This is a genomic window from Pantoea sp. JGM49, from assembly GCF_018257655.1.
In the GTDB taxonomy this organism is placed as follows: domain Bacteria; phylum Pseudomonadota; class Gammaproteobacteria; order Enterobacterales; family Enterobacteriaceae; genus Pantoea; species Pantoea communis.
Genome location: NZ_JAERJM010000012.1, coordinates 21,170 through 46,027, shown reverse-complemented (window position 1 = coordinate 46,027; position 24,858 = coordinate 21,170). Strand labels below are relative to the sequence as shown.

Genomic DNA, 24,858 nt, shown 5'->3' with positions numbered 1-24,858 from the left:
GGGTTGCGGCGTGATTTATCGTGCCTCCCTGCAGCGCCTCTAACGCTGGCAGGTGCACGATAAATCGTGCCGCTTCCCAATTGTCCTTTAAATCCCTTTTAACCCTTCAAACGCCTCCGCTGCACGCGTCACGTTCACTTTGGTCACGTCATAATGCGCCACCGCGACAAAGGGATCTTCCGCGAGGATAGTATCCAAACGGGCGCGATCCATCTCCTTCACCAGCACCATACCGCCAGTGCGCGGATCTTTACGGCCTGCGGCAATGAAGTCACCGCTGTCAAAGTAACGATCCAGCCACTCAATGTGCGGCGCCAGCAGCGCATCGGCTTCTTCTGCCGGACGGAAATAGTTCAGATACACCACGTACATCGCAAATCCTCAAGTTGTTGGGTTAGCCAGCTCAGTGACCAGCGGCAGTAAGATCTTTACGCTATCACGCGTGCGTTGCGTAATCCGGCCCGGTAGCCAGCGATCCAGATAATTGAGGTTATCGCGGTCCGTCTGGTGGCGTACGTTGCCCTCCGGGAAGTGGCTGCTGTGCGCCCGCTGCTGCTGTCCATCTTTATTACCCAGCGCCCAGTTGGCGGCGGTGACATCCAGCAGCGGCATGCCGGCTTTATCAAACGGATTCACGCCCGGATAGTCGCGTGCCGTCAGCGTGTGGCTGGCGGCGGAAATACCGTAGCGATGCGCGAGCTGCACGGCGCGCGCGCTGGTCTGCTTGCGTACCGCTGAGGGCGTATTGGCACCACTGTTAAAATAGAGGTGATCGCCGACGATCAGACTGTTGAGATCAATCACCAGCAGCGTGTTCTTTTTCTCCTGCGCACTCATCCGCGACAGGTAGTCATCCATCCCTTGCAGCCCGGCTTCACCAGCGCTAAGCGCGACAAAACGCACACCGTAGTGCAGCGGGGTTTTACTCAACTGCTGAGCCAGCTCCAGCATTACGCCAAGGCCAGAAGCATTGTCATCGACGCCTTGTAAACGCAGGCCGCCCAGATTGTTATCCGCTTCATGACGGCTGAGTGGCGTCCAGGTGTCGAGATGCGTGACGATCAGGATCTCTTGCGGCACCGCGCCGGCCCGCGCGGCAATGACCGAGGTGGCGGATACCTTGCGCGGGCGCGTCTCACCCTTGCGCTCTAACCAGTTGTAGCTGGTATTGAACTGGCGGGTATTACTCTTGTAACCCAGCTCGGTGAATTGCTGTTGCAGATAATCGGCCGTCATCAGCTCAGCAGGGCTGCCGCTCATACGGCCAGGAAAATAGGTGGCGATGTGGCGCAGCTGCTGTTCGGCAAAATGCCCCGGCGCATAGGTTGCGGCTTGGGCAAAGAAAGGCAAACCGCCCGCGATCAGTGCAGCCAGCACGGTGCGGCGGAGGGTGGCAAACATAGTTAAGGTCCTTTTGTGACATCCCGTCAGGCTAAAAAAATTCTGGATTAGTATGAAACTGTGACCGCGATTGCACAATTTGAATTGCTCCGAAACACCAGCAATATCATTTGTTAAGCACAAATTGTTATCAGCAATCCTGGGGCGTTATTCCATTCGGTAACTACTAATGCCAATTCGTAATTTCATCTGCCAGAAGGCAGGGACGTATAGTCGCGTTAACTTATTGTAAAACTAGCAAGGTTAACGTGGATTATCTGCCTCTCTTTGCCGATCTCAAAAACCGTCCGGTGCTAGTTGTCGGCGGTGGTGAAATCGCGGCGCGTAAAATCGAACTGCTGCGACGTGCCGGTGCGCGCGTGCGGGTAGCTGCGCGCGACCTTGGCCATGAGTTGCAGGCGCTGCTGGAAATCGACGCCATCGAGTGGATTGCACATCACTTCGATCCGGTTCAGCTGGATGGCGTCTTTTTAGTCATCGCTGCCACTGACGATAACGCGCTCAATGCGCAAGTCTTTGACGCCGCCAATGCCCGCCACAAGCTGGTCAACGTTGTCGACGATCAGCCCAAGTGCAGTTTTATCTTCCCCTCTATTGTCGACCGCTCCCCCTTGGTGGTGGCGATCTCCTCTAGTGGTACGGCGCCAGTGCTGGCCCGCTTATTACGTGAAAAAATTGAGTCGCTGTTACCTGCCAACCTCGGTCAGATGGCTGAAGTGGCAGGACAGTGGCGTGACAAAGTTAAACAGCGCTATCACAGCATGTCGGAACGTCGTCGTTTTTGGGAGCGGGCATTTAACGGTTTGTTCGCCAGCCAGATGTCAGCCGGTAACGTCAATGAGGCCCGCCGCACGCTGGATCGCGAGTTAGAGAACAGCAGCGACAATCAGGGTGAAATCACCCTGGTGGGTGCGGGTCCAGGTGACAGCGGTTTACTGACGTTACGTGGCCTGCAGGTGATGCAGCTGGCGGATGTGGTGCTGTATGACCATCTGGTGAGTGACGAAGTGCTGGAGCTGGTGCGCCGTGATGCTGACCGCATCTGCGTCGGTAAACGTGCTGGAGCACACTCCGTATCCCAGGAAGAGACCAATGCGATGCTGGTTGAGCTGGCGCAGCAGGGTAAACGCGTGGTGCGTCTGAAAGGCGGCGATCCGTTCATCTTCGGTCGCGGCGGCGAAGAGCTGCAGGCGGCTAAAGCGGCGGGCATTCCTTTCCAGGTGGTGCCGGGCATTACTGCGGCAGCGGGAGCCACTGCTTATGCCGGGATTCCGTTAACCCATCGCGATCACGCGCAGAGCGTGCTGTTTGTTACCGGCCACTTACGCAGTGATAGCGAGGGCATTGACTGGCCGACGCTGGCGCGTGCGCGTCAGACCTTAGCGATTTATATGGGCACGTTGAAAGCGGCAGAAATTGCGGCGGGCCTTATCAAACATGGACGCGCGGCATCAACGCCGGTAGCCGTCATTGGCTGCGGCACGCGTCAGAATCAACAAGTGCTGACCGGTACCTTAGATCAGCTTGAGGCGCTGGCGGTTGCCGCGCCCACACCGGCCCTGATTGTGGTGGGTGAAGTGGTGAATTTGCACGGGCAATTAGCCTGGTTCCAACATTCGGCACAGCAGGGGGCTCGTGAGTCCGCCGTTGTCAATTTGGCTTGAGGAAAAATTATGGACCAAAATCGTCTTACTCATCTGCGCCAGCTGGAGGCAGAGAGTATCCATATCATCCGCGAGGTGGCGGCCGAGTTCAGCAATCCGGTGATGATGTACTCCATCGGTAAAGACTCCTCGGTAATGCTGCATCTGGCGCGTAAAGCCTTCTATCCTGGCACGCTGCCATTTCCGCTGCTGCACGTTGATACCGGCTGGAAATTCCGTGAAATGTACGAGTTTCGCGATCGCACCGTGAAAAACATGGGCGCGGAACTGCTGGTTCACCGCAACCCGGAAGGCGTGGCGATGGGCATCAATCCGTTTGTCCACGGTAGCGCCAAACACACCGACATCATGAAAACCGAGGGCCTGAAGCAGGCGCTGAATAAGTACGGGTTTGATGCCGCTTTCGGTGGTGCGCGTCGTGACGAAGAGAAGTCACGCGCCAAAGAGCGTATTTACTCGTTCCGTGACCGTTTCCATCGTTGGGATCCGAAAAATCAGCGTCCAGAGCTGTGGCACAACTACAACGGCCAGATCAACAAAGGCGAAAGCATCCGCGTGTTCCCGCTCTCCAACTGGACCGAGCTGGATATCTGGCAGTACATCTTCCTGGAAAACATCGAGATCGTTCCGCTGTACCTTGCGGCACCGCGTCCGGTGCTGGAGCGTGATGGCATGCTGATGATGATTGATGACGATCGCATTGATCTGCAGCCTGGCGAAGTGATCAAACAGCGTATGGTGCGTTTCCGTACCCTCGGCTGCTGGCCGCTGACCGGTGCGGTGGAATCCGAAGCGCAAACGCTGCCGGAAATTATTGAAGAGATGCTGGTCTCCACCACCAGTGAACGCCAGGGCCGTGTGATTGACCGCGACCAGGCCGGTTCGATGGAAATGAAGAAACGTCAGGGTTATTTCTAAGGAGACGCAGATGAACACCGTAATTGCACAACAGATTGCCGATCAGGGCGGTGTAGAAGCCTGGCTGACCGCGCAACAACACAAAAGCCTGCTGCGTTTCCTGACCTGCGGTAGCGTCGACGACGGCAAAAGTACGCTGATTGGTCGCCTGCTGCACGATACCCGTCAGATTTATGAAGATCAGCTCTCTTCGCTGCACAACGACAGCAAGCGTCATGGCACCCAGGGCGAGAAACTCGATCTGGCGCTGCTGGTGGATGGCTTGCAGGCCGAGCGTGAGCAGGGCATCACCATCGACGTGGCATATCGCTACTTCTCCACCGAGAAGCGCAAATTTATCATCGCCGACACGCCGGGACACGAGCAGTACACCCGCAACATGGCGACCGGCGCATCCACTTGTGATCTGGCGATTCTGCTGATCGATGCGCGTAAAGGCGTGCTGGATCAGACGCGTCGTCACAGCTTTATCTCTACGCTGCTGGGTATCAAACACCTGGTGGTCGCCATCAACAAGATGGATCTGGTGGAGTATAAACAGGAGACGTTTGAACAGATCAAACAGTCTTACCTCGATTTTGCTGGCCAGCTCCCTGAAGATCTGGATATTCGCTTTGTGCCGATGTCGGCGCTGGAAGGCGATAACGTGGCGACGCCAAGTGTGACCATGCCATGGTACAGCGGCCCTACGCTGCTCGACGTGCTGGAAACCGTGGAACTGAACCGCGTGGTGGATCATCAGCCGATGCGCTTCCCGGTGCAGTATGTGAACCGTCCAAACCTCGATTTCCGTGGTTATGCCGGTACGCTGGCCTCTGGTACGGTGCAGGTCGGACAGCGCGTGAAAGTATTGCCTTCAGGCGTCGAGTCTTCGGTTTCACGTATCGTCACTTTCGATGGCGATCTGCAGGAAGCAGCAGCGGGTGAAGCGATTACGCTGGTGCTGAAAGATGAGATCGACATCAGCCGTGGCGACCTACTGGTCGATGCGGCTGCAGAATTGCAGGCAGTGCAATCTGCCACCGTGGATGTGGTGTGGATGGCAGAACAGCCACTGCAGCCGGGTCAGAGCTATGAAGTGAAGATCGCCGGCAAGAAAGCGCGTGGTCGTATCGAAAAGATCATCCATCAGGTGGAGATCAACACGCTGGAGAAACGTGCGGTGGAAAGTCTGCCACTGAACGGTATCGGCTTGGTCGAGATCACGTTTGATGAGACGATGGTACTGGATGCCTATCAGCAGAACCCGGTGACCGGTGGCATGATCTTTATCGATCGCCTGAGCAATGTCACGGTCGGTGCGGGGATGATCAATCAGCCGCTGAGTGATGTGCGTGGGCAGGCTGGCCAGTTCAGTGAATTCGAACTGGAGTTGAATGCGCTGGTGCGTCGTCACTTCCCACACTGGAATGCACGCGATCTGCTGGGTGGCAAGTAATGGCCCAACACGATGAAAACGTGGTGTGGCATGACCATCCGGTCACCCGTGAAGAGCGGGAACTGCAGCACGGCCATCAGGGCGTGGTGCTGTGGTTTACCGGGCTATCAGGCTCGGGTAAATCCACCGTAGCGGGTGCACTGGAGCAAGCGCTGCATCGCGCAGGCGTCAGCACCTATCTGCTGGATGGCGATAACGTGCGTCACGGCCTGTGCCGTGACCTCGGCTTCAGCGATGACGATCGCAAAGAGAACATCCGGCGCGTGGGAGAAGTGGCGAAACTGATGGTGGATGCCGGTTTAGTGGTATTAACTGCCTTTATTTCGCCGCATCGCACGGAGCGTCAGATGGTGCGTGATTTGCTCGGCACCGGGCAATTTGTCGAAGTGTTTGTCGATACGCCGCTGGCCGTGTGTGAAGCGCGTGACCCCAAAGATTTGTATAAAAAAGCGCGTGCCGGTGAGCTGCGTAATTTTACCGGTATCGACAGTGTTTATGAGGCGCCAGACGCGCCGGAAATTCACTTAGATGGCGAACAATTAGTTACAAACTTGACCGCCCAATTGTTAGACCTCCTGCGTCACCGCGATATCATCAGATCCTGAACCGACAGCGGCAAATCTCGATTGGTTTGCCGCTTTTTAGCGTCAACAGGATCTCTATGCAGAACGTTACCCCCATGCTGGCACGCAAAGATGAACGCACCCCGGATGAGTCCCGCTCATCACTGCCGGGCGGCGTGATTGGCTTTCTCTCGTACTGGTGCGCGCTGGCGATTCCGTTCATGCTCTACGGTTCCAACACGCTATTCTTCTTCCTCTACACCTGGCCGTTCTTTTTGGCGCTGCTACCGGTATCGGTGCTGATTGGTATCGTACTGAGCTTAATGATTCGCGGACGCCTGTTCTGGAGTGGGGTGATCACCGCTATCGTGGTGGTGTGCCTGTTCTGGCTGCTGTTCTCATTTCTCTCGGGTTGGTAGTCCGATCCTGATGTGCAAACGCATCGGCAGGTTACAAAACTTTACCTGCCGTCCCGCTTTTAGCCTTGCCGTTTTTTGTACAGACAATCGTCTGCTGCTGGCATTTTCGCTGTCGCTGTGGAGTCCTGTGCGAAGTTATGGGATGATTAGGCCGTTTTTCAGGGGGCGGGGATGGGAAAACTGACGTTACTGTTGCTCGTGCTGCTGGGATGGCTCCAATATTCCTTGTGGCTGGGTAAGAACGGTATTCATGACTATACGCGCGTCAATGAAGACGTCGCGTCGCAACAGGCGAATAACGCCAAACTCAAAGCACGTAACGATCAGTTGTTTGCCGAAATTGATGACCTCAATGGCGGTTCAGAAGCAATTGAGGAACGTGCACGTAATGAACTGGGTATGATTAAGCCCGGTGAGACTTTCTATCGTCTGGTGCCAGACCAGAATAAACGTAACGCGCAACAAGCTGCGCAAAATCAACAACGATAAACCATGAACAACCTCTCTTCCCTTGCGGATGTGATTGCCGTGGTGCCTGCCGCAGGCGTGGGCAGCCGTATGCAGGCTGCCTGCCCAAAACAGTATCTGACCATTGGTCAATTAACCCTTCTTGAACACAGCGTTGCGCGCTTGCTGGCTCATCCAGCCGTTAAACAAGTGATCGTGCCCATCAGTCCTGATGACGGCTGGTTTGATTCGCTGCCATTGGCGCAGGATTCACGCGTACTGCGCGTGACAGGTGGCGATACGCGTGCTGAGTCGGTGCTGGCAGGTTTGCAGGCGATTAAGCATAGCGAATGGGTACTGGTGCACGATGCCGCGCGGCCATGCTTGCACCCGGATGATCTGGCACGCCTGCTGGCAGTTCGTGAGCACAGTAAAGTGGGTGCGATTCTGGCGGCACCGGTGCGTGACACCATGAAGCGTGCTGAACCTCGCAAAACGGCGATTGCGCATACCGTTGAACGCGAAGATCTCTGGCACGCACTCACGCCACAATTTTTCCCGCATCAACTGCTGACGGCGTGTTTAACGCGTGCACTCCATGAAGGCGCTACCATTACCGATGAAGCGTCGGCGTTGGAATACTGCGGCTATCATCCAGAGCTCGTCAGCGGACGCAGCGACAATATTAAGGTGACGCGGCCAGAAGATCTGGCGCTGGCGGCCTTCTATCTCACCCAGATTCAGTTAAAGGAGAGCGCATGATGCGTATCGGTCACGGTTTTGACGTTCACGCTTTTGGCGGCGAAGGTCCGTTAGTGATTGGCGGGGTGCGTATTCCCTTCGAACACGGTTTTATTGCCCATTCAGATGGCGATGTGGCACTGCATGCATTAACGGATGCGCTGCTGGGCGCGGTGGCGATGGGCGATATCGGCAAGCTATTCCCGGACACCGATCCCGCCTTCAAAGGGGCGGACAGCCGTGGCTTGCTGCGTGAAGCCTGGCGTCGTATTCAGCAGAAAGGTTATCGCATTGGTAATGTCGACGTGACCATCATCGCGCAAGCGCCGAAAATGCTGCCGCATGTGCCGCAGATGCGCGTCAACATCGCTGAAGATCTCGGTTGCCATATGGATGATGTCAACGTCAAAGCGACCACGACTGAGAAGCTTGGCTTTACCGGCCGTGGCGAAGGCATTGCCTGTGAAGCCGTGGCGCTGCTGGTGAAGGCCGATTAAGTATGAGTGAACTGCTTTACCTGCACGGCGTTCCGAGCGCCACCGGCGTGATCAAGGCCAATCCCGAAGATTTCGTGGTGATTGAAGACCTCGGCTATCCCTATGATGGCGAAGGCGAGCAGGTGCTGGTGCGCATCCGCAAGATAGGCTGCAATACACGCTTTGTCGCCGAAGCTATCGCGAAATTCCTCGGCGTGCATCAACGTGATATGAGCTATGCTGGGATGAAAGACCGCCATGCGGTGACTGAGCAGACGCTGTGTTTCCGCGTGCCGGGTAACGCGATGCCGAATTTGGCCGGTTTCCAGCTGGAAGGCGTGGAAATTCTGCAGGTGATCCGCCATAAGCGCAAATTGCGCACTGGCGGGCTGGCAGGTAATGCGTTCCGTTTGGTTGTGCGTCAGATTTCGGATCGCGCAGAAGTGGATGCGCGCTTGCAGCAAATCCAGCAAAACGGCGTGCCTAACTACTTTGGTGAACAACGCTTTGGCCGCGGCGGTAATAACCTGACGCAGGCAAAACTGTGGGCTGAAGAGAAATTCCGCCCGCGCGATCGCAGCATGAAAGGTATTTTGCTGTCTGCTGCGCGCAGCCAACTGTTTAATCAGGTCACCAGTGCGCGTTTGCAGCGTGATGGCGTGTTGGATCAGGTACAAGCGGGTGATGCACTGCAGCTGGCCGGTCGCGGCAGTTGGTTTGTGGCGCAGGCGGAAGAGCTGGCGGAATTGCAGCAGCGTGTGAATCATCATGAACTGCGCATCACCGCGCCGCTCGCCGGGCGAGGTGATCTGGGCCCCCAGGGTGACGCGCTGGCCTTTGAGCAGGCTAATCTGGCACCGGCTGCGGATTTGCTGGCGCTGCTGGAACGTGAGCGCGTTGATGCAGCCCGCCGCGCCATGCTGGTGGTGCCGAAAGATCTGCGCTGGAACTGGTGGGATGACGTCACGCTGGAGATGCAGTTCTGGCTACCAGCCGGGAGTTTCGCCACCAGCGTGGTGCGCGAACTACTGAGTAACGGTGCCGCTGCGCCAATCAGCGATGAATAACCCCACTTTACCCGGCCTCAACGCCGGGTAAATATCTGCTCCGGCTGCATAATGTTGCGGCAAACGCCGGAAGTTCCGTGATTTACGCCTACCACTTCCCGCGCCTCACCGCTAGAATGCAAACATCTTCGTCTCGCCAAATCTTGTTTGTGCGGCACCCCAACAGCGGATGCCCGGCGAGTTGAGGGCCCGTTGAATGAACAAAGGTCAGGAACAGATGCGGATATTGCTCAGCAACGACGATGGAATTCATGCCCCCGGCATTCAGACGCTGGCTCGCGCACTGCGTGAGTTTGCGGAGGTGCAGGTTGTCGCGCCCGATCGCAATCGAAGTGGCGCATCAAATTCTCTGACGTTAGAAACCCCGCTGCGTACTTTTACCCATGAGAATGGTGACATCGCTGTACAGATGGGCACGCCGACGGATTGCGTGTTTCTTGGGGTTAACAAACTGATGCAGCCGCGTCCGGACATTGTGGTTTCAGGCATCAACGCTGGCCCCAATCTGGGTGATGACGTGATTTACTCTGGCACCGTGGCTGCCGCGATGGAAGGGCGCCATCTTGGACTGCCCGCGCTGGCGGTTTCACTCAACGGTCATCAACACTATGCCACCGCTGCTGCGGTGACCTGCGCGCTGTTGCGTGCGTTGTCCCGCGCACCGCTGCGCACCGGGCGTATCCTGAACATCAATGTGCCTGATCTACCGCTAGCGGAAATCAAAGGTTTCCGTGTGACGCGTTGTGGCAGCCGCCATCCGGCCGATCAGGTGATTTGCACGGAAGATCCGCGCGGCCATACCCTGTACTGGATTGGCCCGCCGGGGGACAAACTGGATGCGGGCCCCGACACCGATTTCGCTGCGGTAGATGCAGGTTACGTGTCGTTGACGGCATTGCATGTCGATCTTACGGCACATGCGGCGCAGGAAGTATTAAGCGACTGGTTGATCGAGGCTGAGGTAAATCTCGCATGGTGAACCGGCGCATCGAAACGCTGTTAGAGCAACTGCGTGCGCAGGGTATTCACGATGAGCACCTGTTAAAAGCCATCGCTGATGTCCCGCGTGAACGCTTTATCGATGAGGCGTTTGAGCATAAAGCCTGGGAAAACGTTGCGCTGCCGATTGGCAGTGGGCAGACGATTTCACAGCCCTACATGGTAGCGCGGATGACCGCGTTACTTGAACTGAGCCCGGAATCGCGCGTGCTGGAAATCGGCACCGGTTCAGGCTATCAGACCGCTATTCTGGCCCATCTGGTCAATCACGTTTATTCCGTTGAACGCATAAAAGGGTTGCAATGGCAGGCTAAGCGCCGCCTGAAACAACTCGACCTGCACAATATTTCGACTCGCCATGGTGACGGTTGGCAAGGCTGGGCAGCACGTGGCCCGTTTGATGCCATCATTGTCACCGCTGCACCCCCTGAAATTCCGACTGCGCTGATAGCGCAATTAGGTGAGGGTGGCAAAATGGTGCTGCCAGTCGGCGAAGATCAGCAGGTTTTAAAGCGTTTACGTCGTCAGGGTGGTGAATTAATTGAAGAAATCATCGAACCCGTCCGCTTTGTGCCGTTAGTTCAGGGCGATCTGGCCTGAGCCATTGCTACGTAAATCTTCACAACTGTTACATGGCATGGCGCAGTTGATATTGTTACTATCCTTGTTAATCAATGTGAAAGACCGTATTCCGCCTGTTGCGCAGTGAATCATGCGGTCACAACCACGACACAGTTACATCCAGGATTGCCATAACGGGGGATCAATGAGCACGGGAAGCACAGTATTTCAATTACGCCGTTTGGCGGCACTCTCACTGGTAGGTTTTTGGCTGGCGGGCTGTAGCTCAGGCGACAACACGCAAGCTCCGATTAGCCAGATTGGCGGCGGTGGCGACAGCGGTATGATGTCCTCTGGCGGCGGCATGACCTCCTCACCGAGCAGCGGTGGCATGCTCTCATCGCAGAACAGTACCGTACCAGCCATGCCACACGGCGGAATGTTAAGCGGCGGTACACCATCAGCTGCACCCTCCGGGGGAATGGTTAGTGGCAATAATAATGTTGTCACGCAAAATGGTCGTATCGTGTACAACCGTAATTATGGGAATATTCCTAAAGGTAGTTACGGTGGTGAGACTTACACCGTTAAACGTGGAGATACCCTGTTCTACATTGCCTGGATTACCGGCAATGACTTCCGCGATCTGGCGCAACGCAATAACGTCCCGGCCCCGTATGGCCTGGAAGCGGGGCAAGTCCTGCAGGTTGGCAACGGTAATGGCCAGACCATCACCGGTGGCAATGCGATAACCGCAGCGGATGCGACACAGGGCGGCGTGCCGGTGGCATCCAACCAAACGCAAATTAAATCGGCCCCTGTTGCACAGCAACCTGTTATTACGTATTCTGATGATTCGGGTTCGACAGGCGGTAAAATGCTGCCGTCGAAAGGGGCAAATAATGTGGCAACGACCACAGCTCCGGTTACCGTACCGCCTACAGTCAGCAGCACGACTAACAGCACAACCCCAGTGGGAAGCTGGCGTTGGCCGACTGATGGGAAGATCATCGATAACTTCTCCGCTGCGGAAGGCGGAAACAAAGGGATCGATATCGCCGGTTCGCGTGGACAACCTGTTGTCGCCACTGCTTCAGGAAGGGTGGTATACGCAGGCAACGCGCTCCGTGGGTACGGTAATTTAATCATCATCAAACACAATGATGATTATCTGAGTGCTTACGCCCATAACGATTCCATGCTGGTCCGGGAACAACAGGAAGTTAAGGCGGGGCAAAAAATCGCTACCATGGGTAGTACCGGAACCAGTTCGGTTAGATTACATTTTGAAATTCGTTACAAGGGGAAATCCGTAAACCCGTTGCGTTATTTACCGCAGCGATAATCCGGCAGAACCTTAGGTGTTCTGCCCTTGGATCACGGGTAGGAGCCGCTTATGAACCAGAATACGCTGAAAGTTAACGAGTTACATGAAGATGCGGAATTCGAGGAGAACGGAGCTGAGGTTTTTGATGAGAAGGCTCTCGTTGAGAACGAACCTGGTGATAACGAAGTAGCTGAAGAAGAGCTGTTGTCACAGGGTGCGACGCAACGCGTTTTGGATGCGACGCAGCTTTACCTTGGTGAGATCGGTTACTCTCCACTACTGACGGCTGAAGAAGAAGTGTTCTTCGCTCGTCGTGCACTACGTGGTGACATTCCTTCTCGCCGCCGCATGATTGAAAGTAATTTACGCCTGGTGGTGAAAATTGCCCGTCGTTATAGCAATCGTGGTCTGGCACTGCTGGATCTGATTGAAGAGGGTAATCTCGGCCTGATTCGTGCCGTGGAGAAGTTTGACCCAGAACGTGGGTTCCGTTTCTCAACCTATGCCACCTGGTGGATTCGTCAGACTATTGAACGGGCGATCATGAATCAAACCCGTACTATTCGTCTGCCGATCCACATCGTTAAAGAGTTGAATGTTTATCTGCGTACCGCGCGCGAACTTTCGCATAAGCTTGACCATGAGCCGAGTGCTGAAGAGATTGCCGAGCAGTTAGACAAGCCGGTTGATGATGTAAGCCGTATGCTGCGTCTCAACGAGCGTATTACCTCGGTTGACACACCGCTGGGTGGAGATTCCGAAAAAGCGCTGCTGGATATCCTGGCCGATGAAAAAGACAACGGCCCGGAAGACACCACGCAGGACGATGATATGAAACAAAGCATCGTTAAGTGGTTGTTTGAATTGAATGCCAAGCAGCGTGAAGTGCTGGCGCGTCGTTTCGGCCTGTTAGGCTATGAAGCGGCAACGCTGGAAGATGTGGGCCGTGAGATCGGGTTGACCCGTGAGCGCGTCCGTCAGATTCAGGTTGAAGGTCTGCGCCGTCTGCGTGAAATCCTGCAGACTCAGGGCCTCAACATTGAAGCACTGTTTCGCGAATAAGCCGTAATCGGCAATAAAAAACGGTGACCCTTGGGTCACCGTTTTTTTATGTGCGTTATCAGGCCGTTACGCTAATGAGCGACGTCATTACCCGCCGCTCATTAAAATTGAACTAAACCAATGTTTTAAGGCGGTAAATCCACTCCAGCGCCTGTTTTGGCGTGAGACTATCAGGGTCCAACGCTTCCAGTGCGTCTACGGCTGGCGATGTTTCTGCCACCAGCAGCTGCATTTGCGATCCTTCTACAGTGGATGCCGCAGAACTGCCGGAGAGCGCTTCCAGCTCTTTCAGCTTGTTGCGCGCACGTTTGATCACGTCCTTCGGCACACCCGCTAATGCAGCAACTGCTAAACCATAGCTTTTGCTGGCTGCACCATCTTGTACGCTGTGCATAAATGCAATGGTATCGCCATGCTCCATGGCATCAAGATGCACATTCACTACGCCTTCCATTTTTTCCGGCAGGGTCGTAAGTTCGAAGTAGTGGGTGGCAAACAGTGTCATCGCTTTGATGCGGTTTGCCAGACTCTCCGCACAAGCCCATGCCAGCGACAGCCCATCGTAGGTCGATGTGCCGCGACCGATTTCATCCATCAACACCAGGCTGTTCTCCGTGGCGTTGTGCAAGATATTGGCCGTTTCGGTCATTTCAACCATAAAGGTTGAGCGCCCTGAAGCCAGGTCATCAGCCGCACCGACACGAGTGAAAATGCGATCGATAGGACCAATCACGGTTTCTTCGGCTGGCACATAGCTGCCAATCCACGCCATTAGCGCAATCAACGCAGTCTGACGCATGTAGGTACTTTTACCGCCCATATTCGGACCGGTGATGATCAACATGCGGCGCTGATTTGACAGCGATAGCGGGTTAGCAATAAACGGTTCTTTCAGAACCTGCTCCACGACAGGGTGGCGACCCGCAGTGATGCGGATACCGGCTTTTTCCTGCAGTACCGGGCGGCAGTAATTCAGCGTCCAGGCACGTTCTGCCAGGTTAGCCAACACATCCAGTTCAGCCAGCGCCGCGGCACTGATCTGCAGTGCTTCAAGATGTGGCAGCAACTGATCGAGTAACGCTTCGTACAGGCCTTTTTCCAGCGCCAGCGCTTTGCCTTTTGAGGTCAGTACTTTGTCTTCATACTCTTTCAATTCAGGAATGATGTAGCGCTCGGCGTTCTTCAGCGTCTGACGGCGTACATAGTGAATCGGCACCAGGTGGCTTTGGCCGCGGCTGACCTGAATGTAGTAACCATGAATTGCGTTAAAACCCACCTTTAAAGTATCCAGCCCTAGCTTCTCTCGTTCGCGAATTTCCAGGCGGTCGAGATAATCAGTGGCACCGTCGGCCAGCGCACGCCATTCATCTAATTCGGCGTTATAGCCAGGCGCAATCACACCGCCGTCACGTACCAGCACGGGAGGGGATTCAATGACAGCTTGTTCCAGCAGCTCTCGCAGTTCAGCAAACTCACCCATCTGCGAACGTAAATTGACCAGTTGAGTTGCCTCAACACCTTCCAGCTGCTGGTTCAACTCCGGCAGTTGCTGGAAGGCATGTCGCATGCGAGCCAAATCACGCGGGCGCGCAGTGCGCAGTGCCAGGCGCGCCAGGATGCGTTCTAGATCGCCCACCTGGCGCAGCACCGGCTGCAATGTTTCACTTAAAGATTGCAGTTCAGCAATCGATTCCTGGCGCCGACCAATGGTGGTGACATCGCGCAGCGGCATATGCAGCCAGCGCTTCAGCATACGGCTTCCCATCGGGGTGACGGTTTTATCCAGCACCGCCGCCAGGGTATTTTCGGTGCCCCCGGCCAGGTTTTGCGTGATTTCCAGGTTGCGGCGAGTGGCTGCATCCATGATGACGCTGTCCTGCTGGCGCTCCATACTTAACGAGCGAATATGTGGCAGGGAGGTGCGTTGGGTATCCTTAACATATTGAAGCAGACAACCCGCAGCGCGTAGCGCCAGATGAGCCTGTTCAACACCAAAGCCGCTAAGATCACGCGTGCCGAATTGCAGGTTTAACTGCTGGCGTGCGGTGTCGATTTCATATTCCCATAGCGGACGACGGCGCAGACCACGACGCTGATCGATCAGCGCCATGGCCTGGAAATCTTCGGGATAGAGCAGTTCAGCAGGATTAGTGCGTTGGAGTTCTGCCGCCATGGTCTCCTGGTCGACAGGTTCGCTCAGGCGAAAACGCCCCGAGCTGATATCGAGGGTGGCATAACCAAACCCGCGCTGGCTCTGGAAGATGGCCGCCAGTAAGTTGTCCTGACGCTCCTGCAGCAGCGCTTCATCACTGATGGTGCCTGGTGTCACAATGCGCACGACTTTACGCTCAACCGGTCCTTTGCTCAGTGCCGGGTCGCCAATCTGTTCGCAGATCGCCACGGATTCACCGAGCTGGACCAGTTTTGCCAGATAACCTTCAACAGCATGATAGGGCACGCCCGCCATCGGGATGGGTTCACCCGCTGACGCGCCGCGTTTCGTGAGTGAAATCTCCAGCAGTTGTGAGGCTCGCCTGGCGTCGTCGTAGAACAGCTCGTAAAAATCGCCCATGCGATAAAACAGCAGGATTTCGGGATGGTCAGCCTTCAGGCGCAAGTATTGCTGCATCATGGGCGTGTGGCCAGTAAAGTCCATTTGCGCTGCTCCTTTCATCTCGTTTTCGCTCAAAATTCACTCGTTCAATCATGGCTGCCCGATATGAGCAGGCCAGTGTGGTGCGTTATCTCACAGACGGATAACCAAGGCGCAGATATTAACATTTTGCCCTGCGCGCATCATCCGGCTGCAATGGATTCTGGCTGCCGACCTTAACAAATTGCGATAAGCAGTAAAAAGTAAAATTGGGCGATAAAGATAAAGTGTGGAGCTGTTCCGCAAATTTTCGCTGCAACCCACTGAAACCAGGGAATAGCGGCGTAAATTTAAGATATTGCTCTGTATCCCGCTTTGATGAACGATTACCATGTTGGCTTCCGGTTTCATCTGGCTTATGGATATCTAATGCGTTTTAAGGTTGCTTTTCTTCCACTTATCGCCTTGCTTGCTGCCTGCAGCAGTAAGCCTGCAACCCAGCAGCAAACCGCCGTTGTGCCTGCACCAAAAGGTGGTTTTTTACTGGAACCTTCACACGCCGTTCAGCCGATGTTTGGTGATTTCGCAGGGAATCCAGCGGCTGAGCAGTTTATTGATCAAATGGTGGCAAAACACGGTTTTAACCGTGATCAACTGCACGCCGTGATTGGCCAGGCGAAGCGTCTTGATTACGTGCTGCGCCTGATGGATCAACAAGCACCAAGCTACACGCCTCCGACGGGGCCAAACGGCGCCTGGATCCGCTACCGTAATAAATTCATCACGCCAGATAATGTGCAAAATGGTGTGGCGTTCTGGGATCAATATCAGGACGCGCTGCAACGCGCTCAGCAGGTTTATGGTGTGCCGCCGGAGATCATTGTCGGAATCATTGGTGTGGAAACACGCTGGGGTCGGGTGATGGGCAAAACGCGTCTGCTGGATGCGCTGGCCACCTTATCCTTTAGCTATCCTCGTCGCGCGGCCTACTTCAGCGGCGAACTGGAAACCTTCCTGCTGATGGCGCGCACTGAACAGGATGATCCGCTGGATCTGCGCGGTTCCTTTGCGGGTGCAATGGGGTACGGCCAGTTTATGCCGTCTTCCTATAAAGAGTATGCGGTCGACTTCAATGGTGATGGCCACATTAACCTGTGGGATCCTGTGGATGCGATTGGTAGCGTAGCAAATTACTTTAAAGAGCACGGCTGGCGGGCAGGGCAGAATGTTGCCGTACCGGCAAGCGGGCAGGCTCCTGCACTGGAAAATGGGTTTAAAACGCTTTATCCGGTGAATACGCTGATGGCGAGTGGCCTGACGCCGCAAGGATCGCTGGATGGTAATAACCAGGCGAGTCTGCTGCGCCTTGATCTTGGCACCAGTTATCAATATTGGTATGGCCTGCCTAACTTCTATGTCATCACGCGTTATAACCACAGCACACACTATGCCATGGCGGTATGGCAATTGGGTCAGGCAGTGGCGAAAGCGCGTCAGGGCAACATGCTTTAATGCTGTCCTTATAAAGAGTGAGGGTATAAGATGGCGCCCCTTTTGCGGTGCCATCTTCACCGCCTTTCGACTTCTGAGGAATGCTCATGACAACATTACCTGCTTGCCCTGTGTGCCAGGCTGATTATACCTGGCAGGATGGTGAGAACCTGAACTGCCCATCTTGTGGCCATATCTGGTCACCGAGTGCTGATGCAGCATCGGATGGTTTGGTGGTGCGGGATGCCAATGGCAATCTGCTGGCTGATGGGGACAGCGTTACCGTAGTCAAAGATCTCAAGGTGAAAGGCAGTTCTTCAACCCTGAAGATTGGCACCAAAGTGAAAAGCATTCGTCTGGTTGAAGGCGACCACAACATTGATTGCAAAATCGATGGTTTTGGCCCGATGAAACTCAAATCTGAGTTTGTTAAAAAGAACTGAGAACGGGACGGCTGCCCGGCCGTCCCTTAATGTGATCACATCAGCAAACGATCCAGCTCTGCGCACTGCTCAACCGTGAGTTCACCGCCATAATTACGTGAATGGCTGCTCATAGAATCATATTTGCGCGCCACTGCGGTTTTGATGGTCGTGACAAAGTCATCGCCGATGGTGTAAATCGCCATTAGCTTACCAATACGCTGTTGAATTTGTGCCAACTGCGCTAACTCTCCCGCTCGCCATGCGTGCATCGCCTCGGCAAACAACTCCGGCACTATGTTGTTTAAGCCGGAAATCACCCCGGCACCGCCGGCCAGCAAATTAGGCAGAAGATATTCGTCATACCCTGAAAGCACGGTGAAATCAGGGCGAACCTTTTTGGTTTCTTCAATCAGGGCCCGATTGTGTGAAAGACAATCCATGGTGTCTTTAATGCCGATAAACTGCGGCAGTTCAGCGGCTAATTCTGCTACCAATGCCGGCGTTAAATCGCAACCGGTACGCGCCGGAAAGTTGTAGGCAAACCACTTGCCGCCTAACTGTTTATCCAGTGCTTTAAAGTAGCTCAACAGCTGTTTCTGCGTTTGCCCATAGTAGTAGGGCGGCAAAACCATCACGGCGTCATAACCGTTTTGCCAGGCGGCTTCAGCGAGCTGCAACATGTCGGGAACGCAGGTACTTGAGATATTCGCGACCATGGTCAGTGGCGAAAGCTGACGAGCTTCGCGAATCAGCATCAGCCGTTCCTGTTGGGTCAGCGAAACAAACTCCCCGATACTGCCCATCAGCAACAGCGTATCAATCCCCGAGGCGTTCAGGCGCGCAAAGTGGCGGCCCAGCGCATCAATGTCGAGCTTATTATCTTGATCGAAAGGGGTAACTGAAGGACACCAGACACCGGTTAATTCAGGTTGTGAAACCATAACGCGATCCTCGTTTTTTAAAAATGAAACATTGTTTTAACTTAGTGCTCGTGACTGACATTAACCAGTGACAAAGGGTAAAAAGGTGAGACATCGCACTTTTCTCTTCGCTTAGCGATTGAGAAAACAGGTAGTGTGATGCTCTTCAGCCAGACAGGAGCGTTGCCATGCAAGACTGGAATCCACAGCTGTATCGTCAATTTGAATCGGAACGCACGCGCCCTGCGCGTGAACTGTTAGAACGTATTCCTCTTACCGACGTGCATTTCGCGACTGACCTCGGATGCGGTCCCGGCAACAGCACTGAGCTGCTGGCGCAAGCGTGGCCAGGCGCGGTGATTACAGGCATCGATAGCTCTGCAGCCATGCTGGAACAAGCGCAAGAGCGGTTACCTGCCTGCACTTTTCTGCAGGCGGATATTCGTACCTGGCAGGCGAGCCAGCCACAGCAGGTCATCTATGCGAATGCTTCGCTGCAGTGGTTAACCGATCACTACACGCTGCTGCCGCATTTGGTTGAACAGCTGGATATCGGTGGCGCTCTGGCGATACAGATGCCGGACAATCTTGAAGAAGCCTCTCACAGCTTGATGCGTAAGGTTGCGTCTAGTGAACGCTGGCAGGCACATATCTCGCCACAGGCCGCGGATCGCAAACGCCTGCTGAGCACGGAACAATATTATGATTTGCTGAGTGATGCTGGCTGTCAGGTGGACATCTGGCGTACCACGTACTATCACCCGATGGCCGATGCGCAGGCCATCATTACCTGGCTCCGTGCCACGGGCTTGCGTCCTTTCCTCGCTGGATTGACCGAACAGCAACAAGCGGATTTTCTGCATGACTATCATCAGGCATTAATGCCGGCTTATCCCCCACGCACCAACGGCCAGGTTTTGTTAGCTTTCCCACGCTTATTCATGGTGGCAGTGAGAACGCGTTAAAATTGCTGGAAGCGGTTGCGCAAATTGGTGCGGCAGAGGTTGAAAAGGGTGCTCTGTTGCACCATTTATGGCTAACGCGCAGCGCCAAAACAGGAGAAGGCGATGAACGACCAACAGTTGCAGCAGCTCAGCCAGCGTATTGGCGAACAGCTGAAGAAACGCGAGGCAACGGTGACCGCGGCGGAATCTTGCACCGGTGGCTGGATCGCCAAAGTGTTTACCGATATCAGTGGCAGCTCTGCCTGGTTTGAGCGGGGTTTCGTGACCTACAGCAACGAAGCCAAACAGCAGATGGTGGGCGTGCAGGCAGCGACTCTGGCGCAGTATGGCGCGGTCAGTGAGCAAACTGTGCGTGAGATGGCTCAAGGTGCCTGCAATGCCGCCGCCGCCGAGTTTGGCATTGCTGTGAGCGGGATTGCGGGGCCAGATGGTGGTTCGGCAGAAAAGCCAGTGGGTACAGTGTGGTTTGCCATTGCCGGACCTGGCGATCGTGTTCTGGCGCAGCGGCAGATCTTTGCCGGAGACCGTGACGCGGTGCGTCGGCAATCCGTCAGCTGGGCGCTGCAAACACTGCTTGATGAATTTCTGACAAATTAAACTTGATACTGTATGGTCATACAGTATAATTACCGGCAACAGAACGAGCAGGCACACAATGATGTCGGCTTACCCAGCATGATTAGGAGTGGAAATGGCGATTGACGAGAACAAACAGAAAGCTTTAGCTGCCGCGCTGGGCCAGATTGAGAAACAATTTGGCAAAGGCTCGATCATGCGCCTGGGTGAAGACCGCTCAATGGACGTAGAAACCATCTCAACCGGTTCACTGTCACTGGATATCGCGTTGGGTGCTGGTGGCTTGCCGATGGGGCGTATCGTTGAGATCTACGGACCAGAATCTTCCGGTAAAACCACGCTGACGCTGCAGGTGATTGCCGCTGCACAGCGTAAAGGTAAAACCTGTGCCTTTATCGATGCTGAACATGCGCTTGATCCGGTGTATGCCAAAAAACTCGGCGTTGATATCGACAATCTGCTGTGTTCGCAGCCGGACACCGGTGAACAAGCGCTGGAGATTTGTGATGCGTTAGCTCGCTCCGGTGCCGTTGATGTGATCATCGTGGACTCCGTTGCGGCACTGACGCCGAAAGCGGAAATCGAAGGTGAAATCGGTGATTCGCACATGGGTCTGGCCGCACGTATGATGAGCCAGGCGATGCGTAAGTTAGCGGGTAACCTGAAGCAGTCCAACACGCTGCTGATCTTTATCAACCAGATTCGTATGAAAATTGGTGTGATGTTTGGTAACCCAGAAACCACCACCGGTGGTAACGCGCTGAAATTCTATGCTTCTGTTCGTCTTGATATCCGCCGTATCGGTGCGATTAAAGAGGGCGATGAAGTGGTTGGTAGCGAAACCCGCGTAAAAGTGGTGAAGAACAAAATCGCTGCGCCATTTAAGCAGGCTGAATTCCAGATTATGTACGGTGAAGGCATCAACACCTTTGGCGAGTTGGTGGATCTCGGCGTGAAACACAAACTGGTTGAGAAAGCCGGTGCGTGGTACAGCTACAACGGCGAAAAGATTGGTCAAGGTAAAGCGAACTCGACCAACTTCCTGAAAGAGAACCCAGCGATTGCTAACGAGATCGATAAGAAGTTACGCGATCTGCTGCTGACGGGTGCAACGGCTGGAGCGGGTGCAGCAGAAATCTCTGCTGATGACTACGAAGAAGCTAGCGAAACCAACGAAGATTTCTAAGATACCCACCACGGGAGCAGCGATGCTCCCGTTTGCTTTTCCCCGTCAACACTTCCCCTGATCGTCTTCTTGCTTTACCCTGCGCAACAGTCAGAACAAGGTCAAATTCATGTCATCATCACCTTCAACGGCTTCGGTGCCGACATTTTCCCGTTTGCTGGATCGTGCCATGCGTGTGCTATCGCAGCGTGACCACAGCCGTGACGAATTGAAGCGTAAGCTGCAACTCTCTTCTCAGCGTGCGGCTTATCTGAAGCAAGAAGAAAATGTGCCGATACCGGATGAGCTGCTGGAAAAGGTCCTCGACTGGTGCCAGGAGAGTGGCTGGCTCAACGACCAGCGCTTCACCGAACGCTTTATCCAAAGTCGCGCACGGAAAGGTTACGGCTCACAGCGCGTGCGTATGGAATTGCAACAGAAGGGCATCAGCCGCGATGAGATCAATCAGGCGATGATGGATACTGAAGTGGACTGGGGTCAATGTGCGGCCGATTTGGCTAAGCGTAAGTTTGGTGATCCTCTGCCGCAAACCTGGGCTGAGAAAAGCAAAGTACAGCGCTTTTTAATGTCTAAAGGCTTTATGATGGAAGATATTCAGGCAGTTTTCAGAAATATTGACGACTGAAAGGCGATGGGATTTTACTTCCCACTGAAGAAAATTTATCTTATTCCCACTTTTTGTTCCTCAATCAGCGGTAAACCTGCAGATGTGGTTTGCCCGCGAAAGGGAACGTTCGTTAGCGTGATTCCAGGAATTATATGAGCAAGAGCACTGCTGAGATCCGTCAAGCGTTTCTCGACTTTTTTCATAGCAAGGGACATCAGGTTGTAGCCAGCAGCTCCCTCGTACCGAACAACGACCCAACGTTGCTGTTTACCAATGCGGGAATGGTGCAGTTTAAAGACGTTTTCCTCGGTCAGGATAAACGCGATTATGCACGCGCAACCACGTCTCAACGTTGTGTACGCGCCGGTGGTAAGCACAACGATCTTGAGAACGTTGGTTACACCGCTCGTCACCACACCTTCTTTGAAATGCTGGGTAACTTCAGCTTTGGCGACTACTTCAAGAAAGAAGCGATTGCTTATGCCTGGGAACTGCTGACGGGTGAACAGTGGTTCAAGCTGCCGAAAGAACGTCTGTGGGTCACCGTTTATGAAACCGATGATGAAGCCTTCGAAATCTGGGCTAACGATGTCGGTGTGCCGCGCGAACGCATCATTCGCATCGGCGATAACAAAGGCAGCGCCTACGCGTCTGATAACTTCTGGCAGATGGGTGATACCGGTCCTTGTGGTCCGTGCACCGAAATTTTCTACGATCACGGCGACCATATCTGGGGGGGCCCACCGGGCAGCCCGGAAGAAGATGGCGATCGCTATATTGAGATCTGGAACATCGTCTTCATGCAGTTCAACCGTCAGGCCGACGGCACCATGGAACCTCTGCCGAAGCCTTCTGTTGATACCGGTATGGGCCTGGAGCGCATCGCTGCGGTACTGCAGCACGTTAACTCCAACTATGAAATCGATCTGTTTGCCAAGCTGATCAAGGCTGTTGCTCAGGTAACCGGTGCGACCGACCTCAACAATAAATCGTTGCGCGTCATCGCTGACCACATCCGTTCCTGTGCATTCCTGATCGCTGATGGCGTCATCCCGTCGAATGAAAACCGTGGCTACGTGCTGCGCCGTATCATTCGTCGTGCAGTGCGTCATGGCAATATGTTGGGAGCTAAAGAAGCCTTCTTCTACAAACTGGTTGCGCCATTGATCGATGTCATGGGTGATGCCGGTGAAGACCTGAAACGTCAGCAGAAGCATGTTGAAAATGCCCTGAAAAATGAAGAAGAGCAGTTCGCTAAAACGCTGGAACGCGGCCTGGCTTTACTGGATGAAGAGTTAGCCAATCTGCAAGGTGATACGCTGGATGGCGAAACGGTCTTCCGCCTGTATGACACCTTCGGTTTCCCGGCGGATTTGACCGCTGACGTCTGCCGCGAGCGCAATCTGAAGATTGATGAAGCGGGCTTCGAAACAGCCATGGAACAGCAGCGCCAGCGTGCGCGTGAGGCCAGTGGTTTTGGCGCGGACTACAACAGTGTGATTCGCTTTGATGCCGCCACTGACTTCAAAGGCTATGACCAACTGCAGGCTGAAGGCACCGTGCTGGCGCTGTTCGTTGGCGGTCAGCAGGTTGAGCAGATCGCGGCTGGCCAGGAAGCGGTAGTGATTCTGGATCAAACACCATTCTATGGCGAGTCAGGTGGCCAGGTGGGCGATACCGGTGTGCTAACTGGGCAGAATGCTGAATTCAGTGTCCAGGATACACAGAAGTATGGCAAAGCCTTTGGTCATATCGGTAAGCTCAACAGCGGTGAGCTACGTGTGGGTGACCGCCTCAATGCACAAGTGGATGAAGAGCGCCGTGCTCGTATTATTCTCAACCACTCCGCAACGCATCTGATGCATGAAGCGTTACGTGAAGTATTGGGCGATCATGTCGGTCAGAAAGGCTCACTCAACAACGATAAATACCTGCGCTTCGACTTCTCTCATACCGAAGCGATGAAGCCAGAGCAGATTCGCACCGTTGAAGATATCGTTAATACCCAGATTCGTCGCAATTTACTCATCCAGACTGAAGTAATGGATCTGGATGAAGCGAAAGCGCGCGGCGCAACGGCGTTGTTCGGTGAGAAGTATGAACAGCGTGTGCGCGTGGTTAGCATGGGTGAATATTCCGTTGAGCTGTGCGGTGGTACGCACGCAGCGCGCACTGGCGACATTGGCCTGTTCCGCATTCATTCTGAATCCGGCACGGCGGCAGGTGTGCGTCGTATTGAAGCGCTGACGGGTGAAGGCGCGATTGCTCAGCTGCATGCGCAGAGCGATCAGATATCTGAGATTGCTCAGGTGGTTAAAGCCAACAGCAGTAATCTGAATGAGAAAGTGCGCGGCCTGGTTGATCATGTCCGCGCGCTGGAAAAAGAACTGCAGCAGCTACGCGATCAGCAAGCGGCGCAAGAGAGTGCCTCGCTGAGCAGTAAAGCGATGGACGTGAAGGGGACCAAACTGCTGGTCAGCGAGCTTAACAACGTTGAGCCGAAGATGCTTCGCACCATGATGGATGACCTGAAGAATCAGCTCGGCTCGGCCATCATTGTGCTGGCAACGGTCGCTGAAGGTAAGGTTTCACTGATTGCTGGGGTGACTAAAGACCTGACTGACCGCGTCAAAGCGGGTGAGCTGGTCGGCGAACTGGCCGCTCAGGTTGGCGGAAAAGGTGGCGGTCGTCCTGATATGGCTCAGGCGGGTGGTACAAACCCTGAGGCACTGGCTGGCGCACTGGCTGGCGTGTCGGAGTGGGTGAGTAACCGACTGTAACGAATTAAAATTCAGCATCGTGAATAGCGCCAGAACCCCGTGTTCTGGCGCTTTTTAACGCGGTGTGCACCCGATAATGACAAAGTCCGGTTGATGTAGTGTATTTCGGCTAAACTAACTATCAGCAGAATGTATTGGCGTGGCGATGCACAATGGTGTATTTGTCATAGACATTGTTCAGCGTTATATGATGGATATGGCCGGGAGACCGAACAGGCCCGACTCTTTTAAT

Annotated in this window: 24 protein-coding genes; 20 read left to right on the top strand and 4 right to left on the bottom strand. The window is 54.5% G+C overall.

Annotated elements, in window-relative coordinates; all coding sequences use genetic code 11:
* Nucleotides 1-87: 87 nt before the first annotated feature.
* Complete coding sequence (locus tag JK231_RS19255) at nucleotides 88-372, bottom strand: YciI family protein (protein WP_038645154.1); 285 nt, start codon at nucleotides 370-372, stop codon at nucleotides 88-90.
* Nucleotides 373-381: 9 nt separating this feature from the next.
* Entirely contained in the window at nucleotides 382-1,401 is a 1,020-nt protein-coding gene (locus tag JK231_RS19250) for an aminopeptidase (RefSeq protein ID WP_097117962.1), read from the bottom strand.
* A 248-nt stretch (nucleotides 1,402-1,649) separates the two neighbouring features.
* Between JK231_RS19250 and cysG the strand changes: the two genes are divergently transcribed.
* From cysG to rpoS, 13 genes are all read left to right on the top strand, one after another.
* The gene (cysG, locus tag JK231_RS19245; protein ID WP_097117961.1) at nucleotides 1,650-3,065 is read left to right on the top strand and encodes a siroheme synthase CysG; all 1,416 of its coding nucleotides are present in this window, start codon (nucleotides 1,650-1,652) and stop codon (nucleotides 3,063-3,065) included.
* A gap of 9 nt (nucleotides 3,066-3,074) precedes the next feature.
* Nucleotides 3,075-3,983, top strand: a complete 909-nt coding sequence (gene cysD / locus JK231_RS19240) for a sulfate adenylyltransferase subunit CysD (protein ID WP_034823008.1) — start codon at nucleotides 3,075-3,077, stop codon at nucleotides 3,981-3,983.
* A 10-nt stretch (nucleotides 3,984-3,993) separates the two neighbouring features.
* Nucleotides 3,994-5,421, top strand: coding sequence for a sulfate adenylyltransferase subunit CysN (gene cysN, locus JK231_RS19235; protein ID WP_211729263.1), 1,428 nt, complete (start codon nucleotides 3,994-3,996; stop codon nucleotides 5,419-5,421).
* Nucleotides 5,421-6,026 (top strand): adenylyl-sulfate kinase, encoded by a 606-nt coding sequence (gene cysC, locus JK231_RS19230; protein ID WP_211729262.1) that lies wholly within the window; start codon nucleotides 5,421-5,423, stop codon nucleotides 6,024-6,026. The genes cysN and cysC overlap by 1 nt, the downstream gene beginning before the upstream one ends.
* A 56-nt stretch (nucleotides 6,027-6,082) precedes the next feature.
* Nucleotides 6,083-6,403, top strand: a complete 321-nt coding sequence (locus JK231_RS19225) for a DUF3561 family protein (protein ID WP_058961495.1) — start codon at nucleotides 6,083-6,085, stop codon at nucleotides 6,401-6,403.
* A gap of 171 nt (nucleotides 6,404-6,574) precedes the next feature.
* Complete coding sequence (gene ftsB / locus JK231_RS19220; protein WP_007893240.1) at nucleotides 6,575-6,892, top strand: cell division protein FtsB; 318 nt, start codon at nucleotides 6,575-6,577, stop codon at nucleotides 6,890-6,892.
* Between the two features lie 3 nt (nucleotides 6,893-6,895).
* Nucleotides 6,896-7,612 carry a 2-C-methyl-D-erythritol 4-phosphate cytidylyltransferase gene (ispD, locus tag JK231_RS19215; protein WP_211729261.1) on the top strand — a complete coding sequence of 239 codons (717 nt, stop codon included), beginning with the start codon at nucleotides 6,896-6,898 and terminating at the stop codon, nucleotides 7,610-7,612.
* Nucleotides 7,612-8,088 (top strand): 2-C-methyl-D-erythritol 2,4-cyclodiphosphate synthase, encoded by a 477-nt coding sequence (gene ispF, locus JK231_RS19210; RefSeq protein ID WP_045816453.1) that lies wholly within the window; start codon nucleotides 7,612-7,614, stop codon nucleotides 8,086-8,088. Before ispD ends, ispF begins: the two co-directional genes overlap by 1 nt.
* A gap of 2 nt (nucleotides 8,089-8,090) precedes the next feature.
* Nucleotides 8,091-9,134 (top strand): tRNA pseudouridine(13) synthase TruD, encoded by a 1,044-nt coding sequence (gene truD / locus JK231_RS19205; RefSeq protein ID WP_211729260.1) that lies wholly within the window; start codon nucleotides 8,091-8,093, stop codon nucleotides 9,132-9,134.
* Nucleotides 9,135-9,351: 217 nt separating this feature from the next.
* Nucleotides 9,352-10,113: a 5'/3'-nucleotidase SurE gene (gene surE, locus JK231_RS19200; RefSeq protein ID WP_160833128.1), complete on the top strand. Its 762-nt coding sequence runs from the start codon at nucleotides 9,352-9,354 to the stop codon at nucleotides 10,111-10,113.
* A complete protein-coding gene (locus JK231_RS19195; protein ID WP_097117957.1) occupies nucleotides 10,107-10,733 on the top strand; it encodes a protein-L-isoaspartate(D-aspartate) O-methyltransferase in 627 nt (208 codons plus the stop codon). The genes surE and JK231_RS19195 overlap by 7 nt, the downstream gene beginning before the upstream one ends.
* 166 nt (nucleotides 10,734-10,899) lie before the next feature.
* On the top strand, nucleotides 10,900-12,039 hold the full coding sequence (nlpD, locus tag JK231_RS19190) for a murein hydrolase activator NlpD (protein ID WP_097117956.1): 1,140 nt from the start codon (nucleotides 10,900-10,902) through the stop codon (nucleotides 12,037-12,039).
* Between the two features lie 51 nt (nucleotides 12,040-12,090).
* Nucleotides 12,091-13,083 (top strand): RNA polymerase sigma factor RpoS, encoded by a 993-nt coding sequence (gene rpoS, locus JK231_RS19185; RefSeq protein WP_034822992.1) that lies wholly within the window; start codon nucleotides 12,091-12,093, stop codon nucleotides 13,081-13,083.
* Between the two features lie 112 nt (nucleotides 13,084-13,195).
* Here rpoS and mutS read toward each other — a convergent pair whose 3' ends face one another.
* On the bottom strand, nucleotides 13,196-15,739 hold the full coding sequence (gene mutS, locus JK231_RS19180; protein ID WP_211729259.1) for a DNA mismatch repair protein MutS: 2,544 nt from the start codon (nucleotides 15,737-15,739) through the stop codon (nucleotides 13,196-13,198).
* 366 nt (nucleotides 15,740-16,105) lie between these two features.
* Here mutS and mltB point away from each other — a divergent pair, with 366 nt between their 5' ends.
* Nucleotides 16,106-17,188, top strand: a complete 1,083-nt coding sequence (mltB, locus tag JK231_RS19175) for a lytic murein transglycosylase B (RefSeq protein ID WP_034822196.1) — start codon at nucleotides 16,106-16,108, stop codon at nucleotides 17,186-17,188.
* An 86-nt stretch (nucleotides 17,189-17,274) separates the two neighbouring features.
* Nucleotides 17,275-17,610 (top strand): zinc ribbon domain-containing protein YjdM, encoded by a 336-nt coding sequence (locus tag JK231_RS19170; RefSeq protein ID WP_034822198.1) that lies wholly within the window; start codon nucleotides 17,275-17,277, stop codon nucleotides 17,608-17,610.
* Nucleotides 17,611-17,645: 35 nt separating this feature from the next.
* On the opposite strand, the gene JK231_RS19165 is transcribed toward JK231_RS19170, so the two are convergent.
* Nucleotides 17,646-18,533, bottom strand: coding sequence for a dihydrodipicolinate synthase family protein (locus JK231_RS19165; protein ID WP_211729258.1), 888 nt, complete (start codon nucleotides 18,531-18,533; stop codon nucleotides 17,646-17,648).
* Between the two features lie 167 nt (nucleotides 18,534-18,700).
* On the opposite strand from JK231_RS19165, the gene tam reads away from it, so the two are divergent.
* The 5 genes from tam (at nucleotide 18,701) to alaS (ending at nucleotide 24,626) form a co-directional block, all read left to right on the top strand.
* Nucleotides 18,701-19,477 (top strand): trans-aconitate 2-methyltransferase, encoded by a 777-nt coding sequence (gene tam, locus JK231_RS19160; protein ID WP_211729257.1) that lies wholly within the window; start codon nucleotides 18,701-18,703, stop codon nucleotides 19,475-19,477.
* Between the two features lie 102 nt (nucleotides 19,478-19,579).
* Entirely contained in the window at nucleotides 19,580-20,074 is a 495-nt protein-coding gene (pncC, locus tag JK231_RS19155; protein ID WP_211729256.1) for a nicotinamide-nucleotide amidase, read from the top strand.
* Nucleotides 20,075-20,168: 94 nt separating this feature from the next.
* Nucleotides 20,169-21,239 (top strand): recombinase RecA, encoded by a 1,071-nt coding sequence (recA, locus tag JK231_RS19150; RefSeq protein WP_034822205.1) that lies wholly within the window; start codon nucleotides 20,169-20,171, stop codon nucleotides 21,237-21,239.
* Between the two features lie 109 nt (nucleotides 21,240-21,348).
* Nucleotides 21,349-21,864 carry a regulatory protein RecX gene (locus tag JK231_RS19145; protein WP_211729255.1) on the top strand — a complete coding sequence of 172 codons (516 nt, stop codon included), beginning with the start codon at nucleotides 21,349-21,351 and terminating at the stop codon, nucleotides 21,862-21,864.
* Nucleotides 21,865-21,998: 134 nt separating this feature from the next.
* Nucleotides 21,999-24,626, top strand: a complete 2,628-nt coding sequence (alaS, locus tag JK231_RS19140; protein ID WP_211729254.1) for an alanine--tRNA ligase — start codon at nucleotides 21,999-22,001, stop codon at nucleotides 24,624-24,626.
* Nucleotides 24,627-24,858 lie beyond the last annotated feature (232 nt).